Origin of the sequence: Sphingomonas sp. BAUL-RG-20F-R05-02 (assembly GCF_022662305.1) — a bacterium.
Lineage (GTDB): Bacteria > Pseudomonadota > Alphaproteobacteria > Sphingomonadales > Sphingomonadaceae > Sphingomonas.
On sequence record NZ_JAKNQH010000069.1, the window covers coordinates 1 to 727 of the forward strand.

The window sequence follows — 727 nt, forward strand, 5'->3', positions numbered from 1 at the left end:
GAACTGTGGCTCGCGAATCGTGTAGCCCTCTAAGACGAAGAGCAATCGTCTAGCTGTCAAGGGAATTTACATGAGCAAAATCATCACGACATTCGCGGCGCTCGCGGCGGCCACCGTTCTTGGTGCGCCAGCTTATGCTAACGTCACCTGCGAGCCAGGTGACTGCGTCATCTCCGGCACGTCCAAGCTCGCACCTAAGGCAAACTTCAGTGTCACTCCTGGCAATGTCGATGCCAACTATCGTGGTTCAATCACGGCTAACCTGGGCAACACCGTAGCAAGCAAGGGTGCTTTCACCGATACCTTCAACTTCCTGCTTCCGACCAGCGGTACTGGCGGTGGTTCGCTTACAACCGTTGCTGCTAGCTTCCACGGCGCGACCGACCTGGACTTCACCTCCGTGCTGATCAACGGCGCCGCTGCTTCAATTACCAAGTCGCTCAACGGCATCGTTGAAGTTGCGTTCGCGGCCGGCCTTGCTCTTCCTGCTGGTATGAATTCGATCGTCGTGAACGGCATCTCTCGTGGCAACGGCTCGTACGGCGGCAGTATCGCGTTCACGCCCTCGGTTCCGGAAACGGCAACGTGGGGCATGATGATTCTTGGCTTCGTCGGCATGGGTGCTGCAATGCGCTATCGTCGTAAGTCGACCAACGTCGCCTTCGCCTAAGCTTAACAGCTTTGTGACACGGAAGGGCCGCCGGGTGACCGGTGGCCCTCTTCCGTT

Annotated in this window: 1 protein-coding gene; it reads left to right on the forward strand. The window is 57.8% G+C overall.

Going from position 1 to position 727, the window contains the following annotated elements; all coding sequences use genetic code 11:
- Positions 1–70 precede the first annotated feature (70 nt).
- Complete coding sequence (locus tag L8F97_RS22460) at positions 71–670, forward strand: FxDxF family PEP-CTERM protein (RefSeq protein ID WP_242154961.1); 600 nt, start codon at positions 71–73, stop codon at positions 668–670.
- The last annotated feature ends 57 nt before the right edge of the window (positions 671–727 follow it).

Coding starts and splice junctions, on each gene's coding strand:
- L8F97_RS22460 (WP_242154961.1), top strand. CDS start 71: ATGAGCAAAATCATCACGACATTCGCGGCGCTCGCGGCGGCCACCGTT.